Origin of the sequence: Paenibacillus sp. XY044 (assembly GCF_002257645.1) — a bacterium.
Taxonomy (GTDB): Bacteria; Bacillota; Bacilli; order Paenibacillales; family Paenibacillaceae; genus Paenibacillus_AQ.
Genome location: NZ_NQMO01000010.1, coordinates 1 through 18730 on the forward strand (window position 1 = coordinate 1; position 18730 = coordinate 18730).

Here is an 18730-nt window from a genome sequence, read left to right on the forward strand (position 1 = left end):
CCACAGCTTTTTTAAGTATTCGTTCTCTGCTCGTAGCCGGTGGAGCTCTGCATCCACGCTCTGTTCACGCGTTCGAGGCCTTCCTTTCAAGGGACCTCCAGCTTTTCCTCGCTTCTCTTCCAGTCCATGTGTTCCTTCCTCTTGAAAGTACTTCACCCACCGCTGAACAGATTTGTGGGTAATCCCTAGCTCTTTGGCCACACTTTTATATCCCATACCTTTATGCAAGTACAACTGAACTGCCTTTTGCTTAAACTCAACAGAATATGTCTTCCGAATTTCGCCCATGAAAAATCCCCTCCAAGTAAACTTTAGTGCGCTTTCTTAGCACTTGTCTACTCAAAGGGGATAATATCAGTTCCCGGAGGGCTCCTTTTCTTTGGGCTGAACACGTATGCATCAGCGCTGTATCCGCTGCCGTCAGATATAATGCAGTCCGGCCAAATAAGGCAGAGGTATCGTACCGAAGGCTTCCGGTGCCCATGCCAGGTGGGGGGACTCGGGATCAAACAGAAGCGACAGTAAACCGCTGTCATCCAGCACGAGTTCTTGCCCCTTGTTCGTTAACGTGTATGATCTGCCGCCGGCAGCTTCTTCGATGCGGATAAAGGATTTCCAGTCCACCTTGAGCAGCGGGGAACACTGCGTGAGAAGGCTTTGGGCATCTGCGATCCATACGGTGCCGCTGTTCGGGCCGGATTTCACCGCGGCGCCGGCCTGCTGCAGCAGATTTAGCAGGGTTTGCTCCTGCCAAGGCACGGGAACCTCCAACCGCTGAGCCGATTGGCGCTGCAGCGTTTCGGCCAGCAGCCGAGCGACCGCCTGCGGATGGCCTCCCCACTCGACGGCCTTGGCCGGTTCGCCTGCCGGCACAGATGGTTGAACCGTCGGAACGGCCGCAGCCAGAAAAGCTTCCACGGTGCCGTTTCTGCGGGCTATAAGCGTCTCTTGGCGCATCAAGGTGATATCGGCAATCGCGCTGCTGCCAAGCAGCGTGAGCAGCTGTGCGGGTCCCTGCTCATAGGCCGGAGAAGTGCCGGAGATGATTCCGGAAATGCCGAAGGTATCCTCCGGCTGCATGGGGCTGATGCTCCAATGGTCTGTATCCGGTTGCAAAAGGGCTGAGGCGCTGCCGTTATCCAGCATGGCATAATGGACTCTGCCAAAATCGTAACAGTCCGCCCGGCGGTACAGGGAGCGGCCTCCGGATACGAATACAAGGGAAGCCCCGGAGCGTTGTGCATGTTTCATGCATTCCGCCAGAAGGGTGCTGGCCAGATTTTGCCCGCGGTAGTCGGGGTGTGTGCATACCGAGCCGATGCTGAACACGTTCAGCCTGGCTTCCCCGATCCGCATCACGTCCGGGGCCAGTCCCATAAACGCCACCAGCTCGCCCTCGTCCGTAAACGCGCCGTATGAATGGCTGATGCCCGGTTGAAAAAGGGCCGGAAACGATTTGCCCATAGAAGGCTGGCCAGGCTTGCCAAATACAAGGTCCGACAGGTCTGCCGCCTGTTTTAATTCACTCGAATAGAGCAGCCGAATCTTCAAGTTATACATGCCTCCTCATCCGTCATGCTTGTTGTCTAGGTCGAGAATAAGTATAGTCCTCTATGCGGATAAAGTGAAGATGGGATTATCAGTTTCCTTTGTCGAAAGTCCTGGATGTCCGAAAAGCCGCTGTCTGCTCCAACGTTACAAAAAAGTGCTTAAATGACTTTAAAGTGCGTACTTCCCGAGGAGGCAATCCGGGTGCACAATAGAGACATCACGAAGCACAATATACAAAGGAGCTGACATTCCATGAATGATCATAAATCGGTTAAGGAAGAACGGAAAGTGGCACTGGTCGTCGGGGCCAATGGGGTGATTGGACGCAATCTCATCGACTATTTGCTGACACTGCCGGATTGGGAAGTGATCGGGGTATCCCGGAGGGGAGGGGAGGACCGGGAGCGGGTCCGCTATATCGCGGCAGATCTGTTGGACCCGGAAGACGCCCGGCGCCGCCTGGGGGCGCTTCCCGAGGTAACGCATCTTTTCTACGCCGCTTATCAGGACCGTCCGACCTGGGCCGAGCTGGTGGCGCCAAACCTGGCCATGCTGGTCAACAGCGTCGAGGCGGTCGAAGCAGGATCGCCGGGACTGCGGCATGTCAGCCTGATGCAGGGGTACAAAGTGTACGGTGCGCATCTCGGCCCGTTCAAAACCCCGGCTAAGGAATCGGACGCCGGCCATATGCCGCCCGAGTTTAATGTGGATCAGCAGCAGTTTTTGGAGAAACGGCAGCAGGGGAAGGCTTGGACCTGGTCGGCCATTCGGCCTTCGGTGGTAGCGGGCTTTGCCTTAGGCAATCCGATGAATCTGGCTATGGTCATCGCCGTGTACGCGTCCATCTCCAAGGAACTGGGCATTCCGCTCCGTTTTCCGGGAAAACCGGGGGCCTATCATACGCTGATGGAGGTCACCGATGCCGGGCTTCTTGCTAAAGCCACCGTGTGGGCCGCAACCGATCCGCGGTGCGCGAATCAGGCGTTCAATATCAATAACGGGGATTTGTTCCGCTGGAACGAAATGTGGCCGAAAATCGCCGCTTACTTCGGAATGGAGACGGCGCCGCCCCTTCAGATGTCCCTGGATGTCGTTATGGCCGACAAGGAGCCGCTGTGGAATGACATGATCCAAAAGCACGGGCTGGAGACTCATTCCTATCAAGAGGTTTCCTCCTGGGGCTTCGGCGACTTCGTCTTCTCCTGGGATTACGATTTCTTCGCCGACGGGACCAAAGCGCGCCGCTTTGGCTTCCATGAGTACGTGGATACGGAAGAGATGTTCATGAGCATTTTCGATGATTTGCGCCGGCGTAAGGTCATTCCGTAATGTGTTTGTTTGGTCCCCAGACCTATAATATCCTATTGTTTAAAAAAGAGAGGCTGCTCCTGATCTTGCAGGAATGCAGCCTCTTTGTTTATGCATGCTTCTGATTCTTCAGAGAAATGCCCAGAGTGCGCCGCCGCCGGTGTCTTCAAACCACGGATCTGCCGATGGCCAGGCTTGGGCCTGCCCTTGCAGCCGGACAACCTGCTTGTTACGGCGCAGACTCCAAGCGGGAGTTTTCTCTGATAGCCGCATTTCCCTGGTACTTTTTATCGATATGCATTTCTCCCCATCGGCACATCATATGCAATAGCTCCTTCATGCTCCAGCCGTATTCGGTCAGTTCATACTCGACCTTGGGAGGAACCTCATTGTAGATAATGCGGTGAATGATGCCCTCGTCTTCCAGTTCGCGCAAATGCTGGGTCAGCATTTTCTGGGTAATGGAAGGAATGAGGTGTAGGAGCTCATTGTTCCGCTTTTTGCCGAAGGTCAGATGAAACAAGATGACCGGCTTCCACTTCCCACCGATCACCTCCAGGGTTACTTCCACCGCCGTATTGTATATTTTCACCGGTTGATCCATACGTTCGCACCTCCGTTTAATTACTTCAAATATAGCATGTTTGCTACGATCCGCGTAACAAGCGACGGGGAATAGGAGGGCATTTCATTTTTGTTCTTGAATTTAATATATGTATGCGATATATTGCATACATAAGATAAAGGAGTGAACGATCATGCCGATTCCCCAAAGTTATTCCTCACCCATGCGGATGACCGCCAAGGAGCGGGCCCTCAGCCAAATTCAGAGATGGATCATTGACGGCACCCTGCATCCTGGAGAAAAGCTGGTGGACTCCGAGTTGGCGGAGGCTCTGGGGGTTTCCCGAACCCCCGTGCGCGAGGCGCTGCAGCTGCTGGAAGTTCAGGGACTGGTGGAAATGCATCCGGGAAGGGACACGCGCGTCCAGACCGTCGAGAAGGATGACATTCTGAAAATGTACGCTACCTTGGCGGCGCTGCATTCCCTGGCGGCTGAAACGGCGGCAACCCATATTTCGGCCGAGCAAATCGAACAGCTGAAGGGGCTTAACGCCGATTTCGCCGCCGCGATCGAGCAGGGGCAGCCGTACCAGGCGATGGAGCTCGACGAGCAGTTTCATAATCTGATTGTGGACGCTTCGGATAATGCTTATGTCGCATCCTTCAGCGCTTCGCTGCAAATCCACATTCGGAGGTTCAAGTATGTTTTTTTGGCCCAGCCGGTATCGGCAACCGCTGCTTCGGTAGAAGAGCATGCCCAAATCATTAAGTCGTTCGAGAAAAAGGATGCGGTGTTGGCTGCGTCGGTGATGAAACAAAACCTGCTGAGACCGATGAAGGAGCTTTATGCATTCATTCAAAACCAGTCGGAAGGAGACATGCAGAAATGACGAGTCAAGATCCACGTGATCTGCGTATCCGCAGCAAAGTTATCAGTGAGGGCGTAAACCGTGTACCGAACCGGGCCATGCTCCGGGCGGTCGGATTTAAGGACGAGGATTTCAAGAAACCGATGATCGGAGTAGCCAGCACCTGGAGCGAAGTGACGCCCTGCAATATGCATATTGATGAATTGGCCAGGGAAGCCAAGAAGGGCGCCTCGGCCGGCGGCGGGGCTCCGCTCATTTTCAATACGATCACCGTTTCCGACGGCATTTCGATGGGGCATGAAGGCATGCTGTTTTCGCTGCCCAGCCGCGAAATTATTGCCGACTCGATTGAAACCGTCGTGAACGCCGAGCGTTTTGACGGCCTGGTAGCAATCGGCGGGTGCGACAAGAATACGCCGGCCTGCCTGATGGCCATCGGCCGCATGAATCTTCCGGCTGTATACGTATACGGAGGCACCATCCAGCCTGGATCGCTGAACGGCCGGGACGTAAATATCGTGACGGCCTTCGAAGCAGTCGGACAATACCATGACGGCAAAATGAGCCCCGAGGAGCTCCATCAAATCGAGCGCCATGTTTGTCCGGGTGCCGGAGCCTGCGGAGGGATGTACACGGCCAATACCATGGCTGCGGCTGCGGAGGCGATGGGCATGAGCCTGCCCGGTTCCTCGTCGACGGCGGCTGTAGCAAGCGGTAAAGCCGACGAGTGCGCGAGGGCGGGGGAGACGGTCATCCAGCTCCTCGACAAAGGCATTTATCCGAGAGACATTATGACGAAAAAAGCATTCGAGAACGCTATTACCGTCGTCATGGCCTTGGGAGGATCGACCAACGCCTTTCTGCATCTGCTGGCCATCGCCCATTCGGTTCAGGTCGATCTGACCATCGACGATTTCGAGCGGATTCGCAAGAAGGTGCCGCATCTTGCCGACTTGAAACCGAGCGGCCGGTACATGATGCAGGATCTGAGCGATGCCGGGGGTGTCCCTGCGGTCATGAAGCTGCTGCTCGAAGCGGGCCTTCTTCACGGTGATTGCATCACCGTAACCGGGCATACGATCGCGGAAAATTTGGCAGCGGTGCAGCCGCTGCGGAGCGGCCAGGATGTCGTCAGACCGCTGGATCAGCCGCTGAAGCCTACCGGGCCGCTCGTCCTGCTGAAAGGCAATTTGGCGCCGGAAGGGGCCGTAGCCAAAATGTCCGGCCTGAGCAACCTGTCATTTACCGGGCCTGCCCGCGTATTTGACAGTGAAGAGGAAGCTACGGACGCGATCGTGAACGACCGTATCCGGAAAGGGGATGTCGTCGTCATCCGCTATTGCGGACCGAAGGGTGGTCCGGGCATGCCGGAAATGCTGTCCGTCACCGCCATGATTGTGGGCAAAGGACTGGGCGGCGACGTGGCGCTTCTGACCGACGGCCGGTTTTCCGGCGGCTCGCACGGTTTTGTGGTCGGACACGTGGCTCCGGAAGCTCAGGTCGGCGGCCCGATCGCCCTTCTCCGGGAGGGGGACATCATTACGATCGACAGCGAAACCCAAGAAATCAATATGAAGGTCAGCCCTGAGGAACTAGAGAACAGGGCGAAGCAATGGCTCCAGCCGCAGCGGAAGCATTCCGCCGCCGTGCTGCGGAAGTATGCGCGGCTCGTATCCTCGGCTTCCAAAGGAGCCGTAACGGATGGAGATGTTTAAACAAAGCAGGGGGCACCGCGGGCAGAAGCGGCGCCCCCTTTTTACAGTTGCCACAGAAGCTTCGAATAGAATAGCCCGCATAAATCCGCCTTAATTTGGAAATTGTAGACCCATGATTCACCGTTTCCTCTGTGCTCTACTAATCGCCGAAGTGACGGCAAATGACGGATGGAGAAACCTCTTTTGTTTGTAACGATATGCACATGGTTTATATATAACTAGGACAATTTTCCTTGTTCACAACCGAATTAAGGTTTATTTACATTCCATGTTAAAGAGGCGAGGCTGCTTGGATTCCACAACACTGGTTAATTCACTTGTGCTTTTAATGGCTGGTCTGCTGCTCGTCGGCGTTCTGACCACCAAATTTTCATCGAGATTCGGCATGCCGGCCCTTGTGCTGTTTATTGTCGTCGGCATGATGATTACGCGGTTCGTTTATTTCGACAACGTCCTCATTACCCAGATCGTCGGGATTTTAGCCCTGATCGTCATTTTGTTCGAAGGGGGGATGCAGACGAAGTTTGAGGACATTAAGCCGGTCATCAAGCCGGCCCTGTCGCTGGCGACGGTGGGGGTACTTCTCACGACCTTTATTGTGGGCGTCTGCGCCAAGTATATTTTGGGCGTGTCCTGGGTGGAAGCCTTTCTCTTCGGTGCCATCGTCGGATCGACGGATGCGGCCGCGGTGTTTTCCGTGCTTGGAGGGAAAAATATAAAAAAGCGCCTGACCTCCACCCTGGAAGCCGAATCCGGCAGCAACGACCCGATGGCCGTCTTTCTTACCGTCTCCCTGATCGAATACTATCAGCATCCCGAGGCGGAAATTTTCCAAATGATCCTGTCGTTTTTCTGGGAAATGGGAATCGGCCTGATCATGGGTCTGCTCATCGGCAGGCTGGCCGTCTACGTCATCAACAAAATCAATTTCGATTCGTCCGGCCTGTATCCCGTCATGGCGCTCGGTTTCGCCATTCTGGCGTACAGTGCCACCTCCGTGATCCACGGCAGCGGGCTCCTCGCCGTCTATGTGACGGCTATCGTAATGGGCAATTCCGATTTGGCCTATGGGCGCTCGATCATGCATTTTAACCAGGGGTTCGGCTGGATGATGCAGATCGTCATGTTCGTGCTGCTCGGCCTGCTCGTCTTTCCGACCGAGCTGCCGGGCATCGTCGGAGAAGGTCTGCTGCTCTCCCTGATCCTCATGCTGATTGCAAGGCCGGTCGGCGTCTTTCTCAGCACGCTCGGGATGAGGTATTCCTTCCGGGAAAAGCTGCTCATTTCCTGGGCCGGCCTGCGCGGAGCCGTACCGATCGTGCTGGCGACCTATCCGATGCTGGCGGAAATGGAGCACGGGCGGCTGTTTTTTAACGTGGTGTTTTTCGTCGTGCTGACCTCGGCCATTATTCAGGGGGCGACGATCTCCCCGTTTGCGGGGAGATTGGGGCTGGCAGGGGAAATCAAACCAACCAATCCTTCGCTCCTGGAACTGACGGCTTTGGGCAAGGCGAAGTCGGAGATCAACCATGTGGACGTCAACGATACGATGGCGATTGCCGGCAAGGAAATTTCCGAGCTCGACCTGCCGGAGGACATTTTGTTTACGGCGATCATCCGAAACGAACAGATCATCGCTCCGCGCGGAAACACGAGGATCGAGTCGGGAGATACGGTGTATGTGCTGAGCCCGAAGGTGAAACGGAAACAGGTAAAGGCGATTCTGACCTCGCCTGCACTCCCGGTTGTCCATCTCAATGAGGAGAAGCAGAGGCCTGAGGAGGCGACCAACATCATACCGCCTAAAGACCCGGACGACCCTCCGGAAAAGGAAACTTAACACAAAAGCCCTGCCTTCTTTGCGAAGAAGCAGGGCTTTTTGGAAAGCCGGCGACTCAAGCTTTTCCCAGGATGAAGCTGATAATCAGGATGAGGAGCACCAGGGTGGTAATCCCCGTATACAGCTTGTCGCCTTCGCGCACAAATACCCAGATCGAGATGGCGACGCGCAGCACGGGGGTCAAAATCAGAAGGATCAATCCGGCCGTGATGACTGCGTAAGGCTTGAATGACGCGATCCCGCTCACAATATCGGGAAGGCTGTGCGGGTAGGAGCTGCCTGGGTAACCGCTGCTTCCTTGAATCAAGAAGAGCAGCAGTCCTGCGATGATAACGACCGCGCTCAGCACGACGCCGACCCGGAGCCAGCGGCTGACGGCCAGCTCCACCTCCAAAATATCCTTCTCTTGCTGTCGCTCTTTCGGTTCGCTCATTTGGTCAGTCCCACTCCTTCCCAAATCATCTGCACGGCCACGTACACCAGTACCGGAATGAACAGCAGGCGGATCGTCTTGCTCTTCAGGCGCTGCATAATTTGCGCACCGATGGTCGCTCCGGCCAGAACGCCGAGAGCCACCGGTCCAGCGATGTGGGGGTCGATATCCCCGCGCAGCAGGTAAACCCCAGCGCTGGCCGCGCCGGTCACGCCCATCATGAAGTTGCTGGTAGCGGTCGATACTTTCAAAGGAAGCTTCATGAACACGTCCATGGCCAGCACTTTGAAGCTGCCGCTGCCGATGCCGAGCAGGCCGGATACGATTCCCGCACCATACATGACGGAGAAACCCCCATAAACGTTTCCGGCATGATAAGGGACGTCCTGCTTGATGGCTTTATCATAATAGCTTCCTTCAAGCCGGAGCTTCTTGGCGGCGGGGCTCATGCTGACCTCACCGGCGGCACCTTCGCTCTTCTTCTTGATCATATTAAACGCGGAGTAGATAAGCAGCAGCCCGAAAATGATATAGAGAAGATCGGGGGCGATAATGCCGCCGATAAACGCTCCGGTGATCGCCCCGATGGTCGTGGCGATTTCCAGAAACATCCCGACCCTCATATTGGTGATCCGGTCGCGGATGTATGCGATGGCAGAGCCGCTTGAAGTGGCGATAACGGATATGATGCTGGCGCCGATGGCATGCTCGATGCTGACGCCGAAAAGAAGCGTCAGCGCCGGCGTGACGATAATGCCGCCTCCGAGCCCCAGCACCGATCCGACGATGCCGGCCAGAATGGAGATGAGCAAAATTTCCAAAGATAACGTAATCACATAAGTACACCTGCCTGTGTCTGAAAATAGGAGTCCGGATTGCGCTCTCCCGCTGTGTCCCTGTACACTAAAAACACGGGGCTTTTCGCATCCGGGTGCCGTGGAACGGATTCATTATACACCGTTTGTATAATAATGAACATACAAACGGACTATATTTTTGCGAAATCTTTTTACAATGTATATACGCGAATAAATGAAGTTTATGTCGGGAGAGGAAGAAAGCTATGAAATTTAAACATTTGGACGAGAAAGACAATATGATTCTGGATCATCTGCTCGATAACGGCAGGCTCAGCCATGCCGAGCTCGGACGTTTTGTAAACCTGACGCGGGCTGCCGTGCGGGAACGGGTCAACGGCCTCATGGAGCAAGGAATCATCGATAAATTTACGGTGATCGTCAACCCGCTCAAGGCCGGGAAAAGCATGTCGGTATACTTCTTGATCGAAGTGGAGTGGAGCCTGCTTGAGACCGTTGCCGAAACGCTGCTGGCGGATGACGAAATCACGAGCGTATACCAAATGAGCGGCGGCCCGCACCTGCATGTCCATGCGCTGATGGATGACCAGGAGCATGTGGAGCATTATTTGCGGAAGCTCAAAACGGTGGAGGGGATCACCAACGTGCACAGCGAGTTTTTGATCCGCCGGTTCAAGGAGCGGGAAGGCATACAGATCTAAACGCGGCATCATGCTGTTGTATTCTGCGGTCCATCTTGTTCATCATGCCCATCGGCCAACCCGGTTAACCGGATGGTGAACGGAAGGCGGATACGGGCTGAGTAATCGTTGAACAATAATGAGGGAGGTGCCTGGAAGATTGGAGACCAAAGAGCAGCTGGAGCAGGAATTGAGGCGGATTGGAAAATGGGAAAAGGATCAGAAAAGCGCGTGGTTTTGGGAACGATGGAGCCGGCTGCCGTTTATGCTGCTGGACCGGCTGACGCCCAAAGTGATTCAGGACAAGCTGGCTGAAGGGCTTGGCGAGCTCGGACGGTTTCTGCAGACTGGCGGGCAGTATTTAGTACAGCGCAGATCCATTCTCAAAAAGCTTGAGCGGACGCATTCGCTTATGGGAGGCGGTCTGGAGGGCCCGGTACCTGAACCGGGCGATGGGCGTGACGGCGGGGATGAGGGCGGCCTGACGCTGGCCGGGGCGGCGAATTTGCCGCTTGCGGTTATGGACAGTGTGGCGGACGAGTTGGCCGCCAGCCGAGCCAAGTTTGCCGCCGCCCAAGGGGCGACAACGGGCATCGGCGGCGTATTGACGCTGGCCATCGACATCCCCGCGGTGCTGGGCCTCTCCTTGAAGGTGCTGCAGGAGATCGCCGTCTGTTACGGTTACGATCCGAGGGATGAGAAGGAACGCCTGTTTATCGTCAAGTGCCTGCAGTTCGCATCGGCCGACATCGTCGGCAAGAAGGCGGTGCTGGACGAGCTTGGACAGTTCGACGGAGACCATGCGCCGGTCCAAGTGATGTCCCAGATCCAGGGCTGGCGGGAAGTGGTGCAAACGTACCGTGACAGCTTCGGATGGAAAAAGCTGTTCCAGCTTGTGCCGATTGCGGGCATTCTCTTCGGATCCATCAGCAACAAAGGCACGATTGAGGATGTGGCAGCAGCCGGAAAAATGCTGTACAAGAAGCGCCGGATTGTGACCCGGCTGCGCTCGGAGCAGCAGGATTCCAAGGATGGCGACATATAAGACCGGTAAGGCGGGGCAGGACTTGCAGGGGGCTGCCTTAACTTTGGTCCTGTCCGGTTTATCAATTGATCCACACAGGCGCCGTCATGAAAAAAAGGACTGCCTCCTGGCTTATCCCAAAGCCCGGAGCAGTCCTTTTTGACAAATCGATACGTTTGGCGTACAGCCTGGATCAGGCTTCCGTTCCCTCGGACCACCGATTCAGGAGCTTGTCGGACGGCAGCAGGTAGGTCAGAATGCCGAGCAGCGGCAGGAAGCTGCATATCTGCATGACGGTCGTAATGTCCACGATATCGGTCCACTTGCCCAGCACGAGTGCGCCAAGGCCACCCATGCCGAAAGCCAGGCCGGTAATCAGACCGGAGACGGTTCCGATTTTGCCGGGGAACAGCATCTGAGCGTACACGACCGTCACCGAGAAGCTGGAGAAGACGATCAGCCCGATGAACGCCAGCAGCACGCCGGACCAGAACAGATTCGCATAAGGCAGAAGGATGGCCAGCGGCGCTGCCAGGATCATCGAACAGAAAATCATGTTCCGTTTGCCGAACCGGTCGGCCAGCGGTCCGCCGAAGAACGTACCGACCGCGCCAGCCGCAAGGAACAGGAAAATGTAAACCTGCGCATCGCTCACGGAGAGATGGAAGTTCTCCATGAGATAAAACGAAAAGAACGTGCTGATGGACGAGCTGTACCAGGAACGGACGAAAACGAGCAGCACCAGCAGCACGATCGCAAAGCGGATCCGGGAGCGCACTTCCGGACGCAGCTGGCGCGGCTGCGTTTTCTTCTTCTGGTATGCCCCGCTGCGCAGGCGGTTGCCGTACCATCTGGCGATAAAGATTTGGACCGCAATGCCGGCTGCGGCGACGACGGTAAACCAGATCGAGCCAAACAGGCCGAGCGGAATGAAAATCCACATCGTCAGCACGGGAGCCAGGGACTGCCCGGCGTTGCCGCCAACCTGGAAGATCGACTGGGCCAGACCTCGGCGCGCTCCGGAGGCCATGTGGGACACCCTCGAGCCTTCCGGATGGAATGCGGCCGAACCCAGGCCCACGAACACGACAGCCAGAAGCACGGCCGGATAGGTGGTGGCAAAGGCCATCAGCAGCATCCCTGTAAAGGTGAAACCCATCCCGATCGGGAGCAGCGCGGGCGTCGGCTTACGGTCGGCGAACCATCCGACCACCGGCTGCATGATGGAGGACGTAAAGTTGATTGCAAAGGAAATGATCCCGATCTGCGTATAGGTCAGGTGCATGGACGATTTCAGAATCGGGAAGATCGCCGGGATGACGGATTGGATCGAGTCATTAAACAAATGCACGAGACTGATGGCGATGAGGATCCGATAGACCGTGGCCGACATATCCGGCTGAGTCAGCGGCTGCTGTCCCCCTGGCGGCGAAGTCTTGGTCATCGTTTGAACGGACATGTTACCTCCTTGTGATTGAACTCGAGATGGATCGGCTTAACATGTCAGTCCTCTTTCGTTCGGAATATTTAAGGAGATTATATGTCAGATGCAGGTAAAGCGTATACCCCTACTTGATAAAAACTCCCCCAAACGGAATGATCTCCCGCAGTACCCGTTTGATCAGTCCGTCGTTGTTCAGGTCCTTCTCCAGGTGGCTGCTCCGGTGTCCGGCCTGAAACAGAACCGTCCCCACTCCCGTCATTTTAAAATGGTAATTCATATGCTGGCTGGCCAGCGTGTTGCCGTAAACCGTCAGGTCGAGCTTGGCATTCTCGGGGTATGCGATCACGCTTCCCGCGTCAACATACAGCGGCTCGGCCGGATGAAGCTCCGCCTCCAAGACCATTCCTTCGGTCAGGACGCCGATCGTGCCTGTCCCGGCGAATTTCACTTTGACGGCGTCACGGGTAATCAGCATGTTCTTTGCGCTCAAGATACGCGTTTTCATGGTGATGCCGGAGCTGTAGAAAAATAAATGCCGCAGGTCGTACAGCAAATCGCTGCCGCCTGTAAGCTTAATCGGCTTAACGCTGTAGCCGGGTGGAAGTGCTGCGGTAAAACTGCAGCTGCCTCTCATATCCGCCTGGATCAGCTTTTTCTTCCGGTACATCCCCTTGATGTTCATCAGCCGGTCGCTGCGCCCGTCGGATGGTCCCCTGTAAGCGATGATCTGTTCCGGATGCAGAAAGTGCATCTCTTCCCCTTGTTCCAGCAGGAAGGACACGGCTTGTCCGCTGTCCGGGCTTGCATATTCCTGTATCGACAGATTCAATGGTCATTCCTCCTACTTGGGGCTCCGGGATTCCGCTATACCCGGTTCGCTCTGCGCATGAAGTAACGCATAATGCGGATAAAAACAAAATACCCGCAGGCAAGAGCAATGACCGTAATCAGCATGGCTTTCAGCTTATGTTCCCTGGCTGCTCTAGCCTGATTGGTTTCCTGCAGCGCCTGAACGGTTTCGGACAGCTCCTGGTTTTGAGCCATCAACTGGGCGTTCTGCTCCTGATACAGCTTCGCGTCGGCCTGAGCCTGGTCAAGATCGTCCAGGGTTTCCCGGTAGCTTTCTTTCAGCCGGTTTACTTCGCTGGGGAGGCCGGAGAACGTCTCCACCCCTTTATAAAAATCGTCGAAATAATTCGCTTTGGCGGAAGTTTTGAACAGCACCATGCCGCATATAACAATCATCACCGCGCATAAGAGGCGGATCAGCGATAAATTCCGGTTCATAAAGCAACAACCTCCTGCATAGAGTTATAGAAGAAGAGAGAGATGTCCATCTCGCAGGACAGGCCGGGGCCGTTTATAGAATATACTCGAAAACGGGCGGATAAGTTCCACTTTCGTCCATTTTTGTCGGTCCGGTTTCAAATGGCGGCCAAAGCGGGTAAATGAAAAAGGAAGCCGACCAGCACCAAAATGGTGGAAAGTAGAGCCAGTCCCTGTAATAGAAGAAGCCCTCTCAAATATACGAATATATACGTCATGAAAAGGAGCAATGATTTATGCGGGAAACAGAACAACAATATAAAAAGATTATGATTACCGTTAACGGCGAGCCATTGGGCAAGGAACTGTGGATCGACAAAGTTACGTATGCACCGGTCCAAATCCGCGAAACGGCAAAACAAGCCGAAACCGAAGTCAATGCGATTGTCAGTTAATGTCTAAATAATACCATATTTTCAAACGCAAAAGACCCGGAATTGTTCTAAATTCTGGGTCTTTTTTCGCATGGGCGAAAATCATCGTCTGTAAAAAAAGATAGTGAGCCTAAAGTTTTACTACAGATTTCGACAATCATTTTAAATTCGTTCTTTTATACTAGTATAGGACGTTAGATAGGACTTTTTACATAAAAATGCATCGAAATGAAAAAGCCATGCTGTAAGGAGTGATTTGCTCGAAAAAAAGGAAGAATCAGGTAGAAAATAGTGGAATGTTGTGATATTATTTACAAATATATAAATACGAACGTATGTTCCGTGACAAGATGATGTCAGCCAATGTTGGTACGATATAAAGACGATGAACTAAGATAGGGGTGAACATCCATGCAGTCAGGTATACAGGATCATTTTACATGGAACCGCAATCATATTTTTGCCAGCGGAACGAATAAGGCTATTCTACTAGTGGAGTGGTACGGAGGAACGCTGCGTCCTGCCCGGAGACGAACTTCCCCTAAACTTATCGCCCGGGATGTGGAGCTGCACTTGTGGCTGGAACCGCATGTGACCTTGCTGCGTATTTACGGGGCAAAGGCGAGAAGAGGGCTGAATCACTCATTGATCGTGCCGTTGGGGCATCTGCAGGACGGAATCAAGCAGTTCTTTGCGATCGAGCTGGCCTTAGAACCGCAGAGTCCCGGCCTGCATGGCGTTATTTCGGCCCAGTGGCGTTATAAGGAGCGTAACAAGGAGCGCATCAAAGAGCTTCCCGTCAAGGAAATCTATATGAATTACACGTATCATATGGGGCTTCTGAGTCAGCCGGAGGACTTCCATGTCCATAAGCATGTGAAACTTCTGGAAACACCGGGAGTAGTCAAGGAGGCCATCAGGCTTTTCGAATTCGGCGATATTGAGCATGGGGAATGGGTGCTCCGGCGTAAGGGGGACGAGCTGCTGATCAGTGCGGCCCGAAACTCGGACGGCCGCCTGCTGGCCGAGGCTGACATGCTGTACCAGCTCAGTGAGCACTATGTCGGAACTTACATGAATAGGAACACCTCTTTGGCCAGAAACGGGTAAGGAGTCGCATGGATACCCTGCTGTATCAAGTACATATTTTCCAATGAAATATAGCAAAATCGAAGGGGATGATCTTTGGATCATGAAAGAAGGATTCACTTTGCTACCAGTCGAATGGACTACTTCTAAAGTTGAGATATGAGTCTAATTTACTATATGAGCTAGGAGAATCCACATGACAGACAGACTGATCCGATTAATGCGCATTATTACCCTGGTTCAGGCCAAGCCCGGCATTCTGGCGAGGGAGCTGGCGGAGCGCTGCGGTACCAGTGAGCGTACGATATATCGCGATATGGATGCCCTAAGCGCCATGCATATTCCGGTTACTCATCAGGGACATGGCAAGGGGTACCGGTTTATCGGGGATTTTGCCTTGTATCCGCTGGATTGGACGGAAGAGGAAACGTCCGCATTCGCGGCGCTTCCTTCCATTATGAATCAGATTAAACCGATCCTGCCCGCGGCATTTGAAAGTGCATATGAGAAAGTGATGGCGGCGAACCATAAGCGAAGAGCAGATTCCGCGGCAACAGAACAGCAAGAAGCAGTAACATCGGCGGACAAGTCTGCAGTAGCGATACGGGATCAGCCGCCGTTTCTCATCCCGATACTCATGGCCACCTTGTCCCAGCATACGATCCAGGCTGAGTACGTTCTTCCAGACAGCCGCGAGAGGAAATCCGGAAGAATCGATCCATACTGGCTCGTACCCTGGAAGCAGCGTTTTTATCTGGTCGGCCGGAGCCATTCGGAAGGGAATATCCAAATTTACCGCCTTAGCAATTTTCAGCAGGTAGAAGTATTAGATGACGTTTTCGTCAAAGTACATACGCATGTTCAGCAAGAGTTGTTGGATCCTTATCATGATCAGCACGAGCAAGACCAAGTACAGTTTAAAATCAGGATCACCCCCCGGATGGCGAATATGTTCAGAACCGAGACGTTTATCCCCCCGATGCGAATGGCGGAGAGCCGGGACGGCAGTCTGATTGTGGAATTATGTGTGACCAACGTGGTTGAATTCATCAGCTGGCTGTCCCAATATGGGGCGGAAGCCGAAATCATGGAGCCCGTATTTTATAGAGAGATGATGAAACGGAATTTGCGCAAATGGCTTGCTTTATACAAATGATACAGGATACCCGCGCTTTATCGCTTCACCCTGCAACAGGGAAATGCCAGCAGTTGACATCCCCTGCTCGATGGATGCTGGCCCTGTCTTTTCAACCCCTCCACATGCTTGGCAGCGATTGTTCAGCCATGATATCCCGCCACATTCGAGAATCCGAAACGATGAACGGCCGACTAAGCTTGAATCATAACAATATATTGCCTGGGAAATCGTATATATTTATCATTTTCCCATCATTCTCCTCATTGTAAAGATATGTTAAAATTATGAAGAATGATTTCCAGTTTGATACAAATGCAAGGAAGTGGGGAGATTGGTGAACAAGCTTATTGGAAGGAATGTGACAGGCGGCAAGGAGAATGAGCCCAAGTCCGGACTGAACCTGCGGATTAATTTGTTTTTTTTCAGTACCTTCGTCATTTTTTGCGTCATTATTATCCGGCTGGCCGTCATTCAATTCGTCGAAGCGGATACGCTGACGGAGAAAGAAACAGGACAAAACACGAAAAATATTCCCCTCCCGCCTGCACGAGGAAATATTTTGGATGCGACCGGCACCAAACTAGCCTTTTCCACGCCGGTACAGTCGCTATACATAACGCTTCAGAAGGATTACAGCAATGCGACGGAAAAAAGCAGGAAGAACCGCCAGGAAGCGGAGCAGCTGGCACAGAAAATAGCGGATGTATTTAACGGATTGGGCGATCCGATCGAGAAGAAAGACATCATTGAAGCGATGGACCTGGACTCCAAGAAGGAGCATGGCTATTATCCCCGGCGGATCAAGATGGATCTGTCGCAGCGGGAGATCGCCTACTTCATGGAGCGGAAATCCGAATTTCCGGGGATCGAGATCATCGAAGAATCGAAGCGGATTTATAATAAAGATACGATTGCGGTACAAACGGTCGGTTATATTAAAAGCTTCAAGCATACGGAATCGCTCAAGGAATATGACGAGGCGCGCAAGGACCAGGACGATCCCGGACTCGTCTATACGCCGGATGAGCTGGTCGGAGTCGACGGCATCGAGATGTCGTTCCAGCAGGAGCTGCGGGGAAAGAACGGATATAAAGTCGTTTCGGTAACGCCCGGCAACATCGTCGACGGTGTTGAAGAGATGGTTCCGCCCGAGAAGGGAAACGACGTCTGGCTGACGATCAACAAGCAGGTGCAGCAGACGGCGGAGCAGGCGATCATGGACCAGCTGAGCTGGGTGCATTCCAATCCTGTATCGGGTGAGACGCATCCCAATGCGTTGACGGGTTACGCCGTTGCCATGGAGGTGGATACCGGCAAGATCGTGGCTATGGCCAGCATGCCTGATTATGACACGAATGTATGGGGAGATGGGGGGATCTCCACTAAGGATTATGAAAAGATCAAGGCGAATTACCAAAACGGGACGATTACCCCCATCTCATCAGGTAAATCGGGTCACAACATGGAGTCCACGCTGCTGCTCGGATCCACGATGAAGCCGCTCAGCGTGCTGATCGGCCTGCAGGAGCATTTGTTTTCGACGACTACTCCATATAACGATGTCGGCATTGCGTATTTCGGGAAAGAGAAGAAGGCTGTACGGAACTCCCAGAATCATGCCTACGGGTACCTCCGCACTCCGGCCGAGGCGATCGAGCATTCGTCAAACGCTTTTATGGTGAATATGGTCGGCGATCAGTTGTTTAAAAAGTATATTAACGCGGGCGGTGACTATAACAAGGGCGTCGACGTCTGGGATAAATATATGAAGCAGTTCGGTTTAGGGGTATCAACGGAAATCGATCTTCCTAACGAATACCTGGGCAATCGGGAATATATGCCTGACAAAAACGGCAAGTTCCCGCAAACAGGCAGCGCCCAAGGGTCTCTCGTCTATGCTTCCTTCGGCCAGGAAGGCAAGTATACGACACTTCAGTTAGCCCAATATACCGCCACGCTGGCGAATGAAGGGGAGCGGATCAAGCCGCAGATCGTCAGCAAGATCACCGACCAGAACGGCAAGGTCGTCCAAACGTTCAAGCGCGAGGTGCTGAACAAGACGGACGATTTCGATAAATCGTATTGGAGTCTTGTTCGGAGGGGAATGAACACGGACGTGAAATCTGCGTTTGCCGGCTTCCCTTACGATTTTGCCAGAAAGACGGGGACGTCCCAGCAGCAATCTTCGGATGGGGTAAACCGGGATAACGGCGTATTCATCGCCTATGCCCCGCGGAACAATCCGAAATTGGCCGTCGCCGTTGTCATTCCGGAAGGAGGCTTCGGCGCATACAGCGCGGCTCCCATCGCCCGCAAAATTTTCGATGCGTATGATCAGGAATACGGGCTCGACGGGGTGCCGAAGAAAAATAAGCAGGCTATGAACCCATAAGACCGTTCGATACTTTCATATGTATATATTGGAAAAAGACCGACCCGATTCTCCGGGCGGTCTTTTTCCGTTTTGTTCATTGAATACACACTGCCTCCACACCCTATTTTAGCGAAAGGGCGAAAGATGTCGAACCCATACCTTTTATGCTAAAATAAAAAAGGT

The 18730-nt window shown here is 53.6% G+C and carries 18 protein-coding genes; 10 read left to right on the plus strand and 8 right to left on the minus strand.

The genetic code is table 11. The features are described 5' to 3' along the window. The coding region (locus CJP46_RS29545) for a helix-turn-helix domain-containing protein (protein ID WP_094599428.1) at nt 1-288 on the minus strand (288 nt) is incomplete at its 3' end. A gap of 132 nt (nt 289-420) precedes the next feature. Continuing rightward, a complete protein-coding gene (locus tag CJP46_RS29550; protein WP_179281383.1) occupies nt 421-1551 on the minus strand; it encodes a GNAT family N-acetyltransferase in 1131 nt (376 codons plus the stop codon). Between the two features lie 252 nt (nt 1552-1803). Here CJP46_RS29550 and CJP46_RS29555 point away from each other — a divergent pair, with 252 nt between their 5' ends. Further along, nucleotides 1804-2880 carry an SDR family oxidoreductase gene (locus CJP46_RS29555; protein ID WP_094599227.1) on the plus strand — a complete coding sequence of 359 codons (1077 nt, stop codon included), beginning with the start codon at nt 1804-1806 and terminating at the stop codon, nt 2878-2880. Nucleotides 2881-3088: 208 nt separating this feature from the next. On the opposite strand, the gene CJP46_RS29560 is transcribed toward CJP46_RS29555, so the two are convergent. Beyond that, a complete protein-coding gene (locus tag CJP46_RS29560) occupies nt 3089-3463 on the minus strand; it encodes a winged helix-turn-helix transcriptional regulator (RefSeq protein ID WP_094599228.1) in 375 nt (124 codons plus the stop codon). A 154-nt stretch (nt 3464-3617) separates the two neighbouring features. Here CJP46_RS29560 and CJP46_RS29565 point away from each other — a divergent pair, with 154 nt between their 5' ends. From CJP46_RS29565 to CJP46_RS29575, 3 genes are all read left to right on the plus strand, one after another. After that, nucleotides 3618-4313, plus strand: a complete 696-nt coding sequence (locus CJP46_RS29565; protein ID WP_094599229.1) for a GntR family transcriptional regulator — start codon at nt 3618-3620, stop codon at nt 4311-4313. Further along, entirely contained in the window at nt 4310-6007 is a 1698-nt protein-coding gene (gene ilvD / locus CJP46_RS29570) for a dihydroxy-acid dehydratase (RefSeq protein ID WP_094599230.1), read from the plus strand. The genes CJP46_RS29565 and ilvD overlap by 4 nt, the downstream gene beginning before the upstream one ends. Before the next feature lie 289 nt (nt 6008-6296). Beyond that, nucleotides 6297-7847, plus strand: a complete 1551-nt coding sequence (locus tag CJP46_RS29575; RefSeq protein ID WP_094599231.1) for a potassium/proton antiporter — start codon at nt 6297-6299, stop codon at nt 7845-7847. A 55-nt stretch (nt 7848-7902) separates the two neighbouring features. Here CJP46_RS29575 and CJP46_RS29580 read toward each other — a convergent pair whose 3' ends face one another. Both CJP46_RS29580 and CJP46_RS29585 read right to left on the minus strand, forming a co-directional pair. Continuing rightward, nucleotides 7903-8280 (minus strand): DUF1634 domain-containing protein, encoded by a 378-nt coding sequence (locus CJP46_RS29580; protein ID WP_094599232.1) that lies wholly within the window; start codon nt 8278-8280, stop codon nt 7903-7905. Further along, nucleotides 8277-9116, minus strand: coding sequence for a sulfite exporter TauE/SafE family protein (locus tag CJP46_RS29585; RefSeq protein ID WP_094599233.1), 840 nt, complete (start codon nt 9114-9116; stop codon nt 8277-8279). The genes CJP46_RS29580 and CJP46_RS29585 overlap by 4 nt, the downstream gene beginning before the upstream one ends. 227 nt (nt 9117-9343) lie before the next feature. Between CJP46_RS29585 and CJP46_RS29590 the strand changes: the two genes are divergently transcribed. Further along, nucleotides 9344-9799, plus strand: coding sequence for an Lrp/AsnC family transcriptional regulator (locus CJP46_RS29590; protein WP_094599234.1), 456 nt, complete (start codon nt 9344-9346; stop codon nt 9797-9799). A gap of 118 nt (nt 9800-9917) precedes the next feature. Continuing rightward, a complete protein-coding gene (locus CJP46_RS29595) occupies nt 9918-10823 on the plus strand; it encodes an EcsC family protein (RefSeq protein ID WP_094599235.1) in 906 nt (301 codons plus the stop codon). Nucleotides 10824-10995: 172 nt separating this feature from the next. Here CJP46_RS29595 and CJP46_RS29600 read toward each other — a convergent pair whose 3' ends face one another. The 3 genes from CJP46_RS29600 to CJP46_RS29610 form a co-directional block, all read right to left on the minus strand. Next, nucleotides 10996-12261 (minus strand): MFS transporter, encoded by a 1266-nt coding sequence (locus CJP46_RS29600; protein ID WP_094599236.1) that lies wholly within the window; start codon nt 12259-12261, stop codon nt 10996-10998. Between the two features lie 109 nt (nt 12262-12370). Beyond that, a complete protein-coding gene (locus CJP46_RS29605) occupies nt 12371-12997 on the minus strand; it encodes an AIM24 family protein (RefSeq protein WP_179281395.1) in 627 nt (208 codons plus the stop codon). A gap of 113 nt (nt 12998-13110) precedes the next feature. Further along, nucleotides 13111-13533 (minus strand): hypothetical protein, encoded by a 423-nt coding sequence (locus CJP46_RS29610; protein ID WP_094599238.1) that lies wholly within the window; start codon nt 13531-13533, stop codon nt 13111-13113. Nucleotides 13534-13808: 275 nt separating this feature from the next. Between CJP46_RS29610 and CJP46_RS36715 the strand changes: the two genes are divergently transcribed. The 4 genes from CJP46_RS36715 to CJP46_RS29625 all read left to right on the plus strand — a co-directional run bounded on the left by CJP46_RS36715 (nt 13809) and on the right by CJP46_RS29625 (nt 18565). Continuing rightward, complete coding sequence (locus CJP46_RS36715; RefSeq protein WP_179281384.1) at nt 13809-13967, plus strand: hypothetical protein; 159 nt, start codon at nt 13809-13811, stop codon at nt 13965-13967. A 390-nt stretch (nt 13968-14357) separates the two neighbouring features. Beyond that, on the plus strand, nt 14358-15056 hold the full coding sequence (locus CJP46_RS29615; protein WP_094599239.1) for a hypothetical protein: 699 nt from the start codon (nt 14358-14360) through the stop codon (nt 15054-15056). A 175-nt stretch (nt 15057-15231) separates the two neighbouring features. Then, complete coding sequence (locus CJP46_RS29620; protein ID WP_094599240.1) at nt 15232-16191, plus strand: helix-turn-helix transcriptional regulator; 960 nt, start codon at nt 15232-15234, stop codon at nt 16189-16191. Nucleotides 16192-16507: 316 nt separating this feature from the next. Further along, complete coding sequence (locus tag CJP46_RS29625; RefSeq protein WP_373558054.1) at nt 16508-18565, plus strand: peptidoglycan D,D-transpeptidase FtsI family protein; 2058 nt, start codon at nt 16508-16510, stop codon at nt 18563-18565. Nucleotides 18566-18730: the final 165 nt, after the last annotated feature.